Source organism: Pseudokineococcus marinus, assembly GCF_013004605.1.
GTDB classification, from domain to species: Bacteria; Actinomycetota; Actinomycetes; order Actinomycetales; family Quadrisphaeraceae; genus Pseudokineococcus; species Pseudokineococcus marinus.
This window is the reverse complement of sequence record NZ_JABEMA010000306.1, coordinates 1-3,687: the sequence shown is the minus strand read 5'-3', so window position 1 is coordinate 3,687 and position 3,687 is coordinate 1. Positions and strand designations below refer to the sequence as shown.

Below are 3,687 nucleotides of genomic sequence, written 5' to 3'. Positions count from 1 at the left end.
GTGGTGGCCGCGGGCGGCCGGCGCGGTGCGCCGTCGGGCGCCGTGCCCGCGGCCGGGCGGGGCGTCACGCGAGGGACAGGGCGATGCCGTCGAGGATGTCGTGCTCGCTCGTGACGACGGAGCGCACGTCCGCGACGTCGGCGACCCGCTCGACGACCCGCGCCCACACGAGCGCCCCGGCGCCGATGACGTCGACGCGGCCGGGGTGCATGTAGGGCAGCGCGGCGCGCTGCTCACGGCTCATGGCGAGCAGCTCCTCGCAGGCGGCGAGGACGTCGGGCACCGGCAGCACGGCGCCGTGGAGGCGCTCGGGGTCGTAGCGCGGCAGGCGCAGGGCGTGGGCGGTGACGGTCGTCACGGTGCCGGCGACGCCGACGAGCGCCCCCGCCGCCTCCAGCGGCACCGCCGCGGCGACGCGGTCGAGGGCTGCGTCGACGTCGGCGCGCGCCGCCGCCACCTGCTCGGCGGTCGGCGGGTCGTCGTGCAGGTGGCGCTCGGTCATCCGGACGCAGCCGACGTCGACCGACAGGGCCGCCGGCGCCGCGCCCGCCGCGGTCGCGCCGGGGTCGCCGAGGACGACCTCCGTCGAGCCGCCGCCCAGGTCGACGACGCAGTACGGCGAGGCCAGCGAGACGCCGTCCGGCCCGCGCGGAGGCACGCCCGTCGCCGCCCCGCGGAAGGACAGCGCGGCCTCCTCCGCCCCCGCGACGACCTCCGGCTCGACGCCGAGGGCCTCGCGGACGCCGTCGACGAAGACCTGCGCGTTCGACGCGTCCCGGCTCGCCGACGTCGCGACGAAGCGGGTGCGCTCGGCGCCCAGCCCGCGCACGAGCGCGGCGTAGTCCCGGGTCGCCGCGAGCGTGCGCTCGAGCGCGGCGTCAGACAGCCGCCCGGTCGCGTCGACGCCCTCCCCCAGGCGGACGACCCGCATCTCGCGGTGGACGTCGACGAGCGGCTGCCCCGCGACCGTCGCCTCCCCCGGGGCCGGGAGGTCGGCGACGAGGAGCCGGATGGAGTTGGTGCCGCAGTCGATGGCCGCCACGCGCGTCATGCCGCCCACCCTGGCAGCCCCCGGCGCCCGCCCGCGCGCCGTCGCCCGGCGCGCGGAGGGTGACGCCTCCGCCACCGGAGAGGTCGGGCGGCCGGGCGGGTCACCCGTCCGGGTGGCACGCTCGGCCGGGTGACCTCCCCCACCAGCACCTCTCCGCCGCGCCGACGAGGCGACGACGTCGACGTCGTCGTCGTCGGGGCGGGCCCCAACGGGCTCGCCGCCGCCGTCGTCTGCGCGCGGGCGGGGCTGTCCGTCGAGGTCGTCGAGGCCGCCGACCAGATCGGGGGCGGGGCGCGCACCCAGGAGCTGACGCTGCCCGGGTTCCGGCACGACGTGTGCTCGGCCGTGCACCCCATGGCCGTCGCCTCGCCGTTCTTCGAGGCCTTCGACCTCGCCGCCCACGGCGTCGAGATGCTGCAGCCGGACGTGCCGTACGGCCAGCCGCTCGACGGCGGGCGCGCGGGCATCGCCTTCCGCGACCTCGAGCGGACCGCCGAGGGGCTCGGCGTCGACGGCCCCGCCTGGCGCTCGCTCGTCGGCCGGCTGTCCGAGAGCTGGCGGGGCACGGCCGACGTCGCGCTCAGCGACTTCCGCTCGCTGCCCCGCCACCCGCTGCAGGCGGCGTCCTTCGCGGCCGCCGTCCTCGAGCAGGGCACGCCCGCGTGGGACCTGCGCTTCCGCGAGGACGTCGCCCCGGCCCTGCTCACGGGCGTCTGCAGCCACGCCATCGCCCCGCCGCGCCGCCTCGCCCCGGCCGCGGGCGGCCTGTGGCTCGCGAGCCTCGCGCACGCCACCGGCTGGCCCATCCCCCGGGGCGGCTCCCAGTCGATGATGGACGCGCTCGCCGACGACGTCCGCGCCCGCGGCGGCGTCATCCGCACCGGGGAGCGCGTGACGTCGCTCAGCCAGCTGCCCCGCGCCCGGGCCGTGCTCCTCGACGTCGCGCCGCAGGGGCTGCTCGACATCGCGGGCGACCAGCTGCCCCCGCGCTACCGGGGCTGGCTCGAGCGCTGGCACTACGGCGGCGGCGTCTGCAAGGTCGACTACGCCCTGTCCGGCCCCGTGCCGTGGGAGGCCGAGCACCTCGACCGCGCCGGCACGGTGCACCTCGGCGGCACGCGCCCGGAGATGCAGGCGGCCGAGCGCGCCGTCGTCGCGGGCCGCCACGCCGAGCGCCCCGTCGTCCTCGTCTCCCAGCCCGACGTCGTCGACGACACCCGCACCCCGGACGAGCGCCGGACGCTGTGGACGTACGCGCACGTCCCCAACGGCTCGCCGCGGGACGTCAGCGACCAGGTGAGCGCCCAGCTCGAGCGCTTCGCGCCCGGGTTCCGCGACCTCGTGCTCGCCACCGACGTGCTGCCCGCCTCCGGCCAGCAGGAGCGCGAGCCGAACAACGTGGGCGGCGACATCGCGACCGGCGCCGTGACGCCGTGGCAGCTGCTCATGCGGCCCGTGCCGCGGTGGGACCCCTACCGGACGCCGCTCGCCGGCGTGTACCTGGCGTCGGCGTCCGTGCCTCCGGGTCCGGCCGTGCACGGGATGGGCGGCGTCCACGCCGCCGGCCGCGTGCTGCGCCAGCGCTTCGGACGACGGGTCGACCCGCTCGACGTCGTCCGCGACGCCGCCTGACGAGGATCGGCCTCAGGAGGCCGGCGGCGCCTCGACGCAGCACCCGCGGGCGCCCCAGTCGGGCAGCATCGCGAGCGCCTCGTCGCCGAGCGGCGTCACGCCGGGGCCGGCGGCCAGGGCGTGCGCCACGAGGACGTGGAGGCACTTCACGCGGGTCGGCATGCCGCCCGCCGAGACGCCGTCGATCTCGGGGACGTCGCCGAGCTCGGCGCGGCGGCGCAGGTAGTCCTCGTGGGCGCGGGCGTGCCCCGCGGCGAGCTCCGCGTCCTCGCCGAGGCGCTCGGTCATGTCGCGCATGACGCCGTCGGCCTCGAGCGTGCCGATGGCCGACGCCGCCCGCGGGCACGTCAGGTAGTACGTGGTCGGGAACGGGGTGCCGTCGGGCAGCCGCGGCGCCGTCCGCACGACGTCGGCGAGCCCGCACGAGCACCGGTGGGCCACGCCGACGGCGCCGCGCGGCGCCCGGCCGAGCTGGGCGGCCACCACGGCCTCGTCCTCGGGCGCGAGCCCGCCCCCGGCGTCGATCTCGTCGCTCACCGACCGGCCGCCTCGCGGCCGGCCTCGCCCACGGAGTCCCACAGGACCCCGAACCACGGCCGGTCCGCGGAGGCGCGGACGCCGTCGGCGGCGGCCTCGCGGGGGTCGCGCTCGGCCTGCCGGCTGGGGGCGACGCCGACGACCCGGTAGGGCACGTCCCCCGGCATGACGAGCGCGAGGCGCTGGCGGGCCTGGCGCTCGACGTACGCCGGGTCCTGCCAGCGCTCCACCTGCTGCTCGAGGTCGGCGACGTCGGCCTCCGTGGCCGCGAGCTCGGCGCGCGCGTCGGCGATCTCGGCCCGCTGGCTGATCGTCGCGTGCAGGTAGGGCGCCAGCGCGGCGACGACGACGAGCAGCAGCACCGCCAGCGCCGCCGCCCGGCGCGTGAGGCCCCGGGGCGCCGGCAGCGAGTCGGCCGCCCGCGGTCGACGTCGCGCCTGCGGAGCCGGCGCCGCGCCCGCCGCGCG

Annotated in this window: 4 protein-coding genes; 1 reads left to right on the top strand and 3 read right to left on the bottom strand. The window is 79.1% G+C overall.

Annotated elements, in window-relative coordinates:
• Positions 1-64: 64 nt before the first annotated feature.
• Positions 65-1,051, bottom strand: a complete 987-nt coding sequence (locus HLB09_RS14500; protein ID WP_171204044.1) for a Ppx/GppA phosphatase family protein — start codon at positions 1,049-1,051, stop codon at positions 65-67.
• A 129-nt stretch (positions 1,052-1,180) separates the two neighbouring features.
• Here HLB09_RS14500 and HLB09_RS14495 point away from each other — a divergent pair, with 129 nt between their 5' ends.
• Entirely contained in the window at positions 1,181-2,683 is a 1,503-nt protein-coding gene (locus HLB09_RS14495; protein ID WP_171204043.1) for a phytoene desaturase family protein, read from the top strand.
• Between the two features lie 12 nt (positions 2,684-2,695).
• On the opposite strand, the gene HLB09_RS18865 is transcribed toward HLB09_RS14495, so the two are convergent.
• Positions 2,696-3,220 carry a DUF501 domain-containing protein gene (locus tag HLB09_RS18865; RefSeq protein WP_171204042.1) on the bottom strand — a complete coding sequence of 175 codons (525 nt, stop codon included), beginning with the start codon at positions 3,218-3,220 and terminating at the stop codon, positions 2,696-2,698.
• Positions 3,217-3,687 (bottom strand): FtsB family cell division protein (locus HLB09_RS18860; RefSeq protein WP_171204041.1); only part of this gene is annotated, 471 nt, incomplete at its 5' end. The genes HLB09_RS18865 and HLB09_RS18860, both read right to left, overlap by 4 nt.

Coding starts and splice junctions, on each gene's coding strand:
- HLB09_RS14500 (WP_171204044.1), bottom strand. CDS start 1,051: ATGACGCGCGTGGCGGCCATCGACTGCGGCACCAACTCCATCCGGCTC.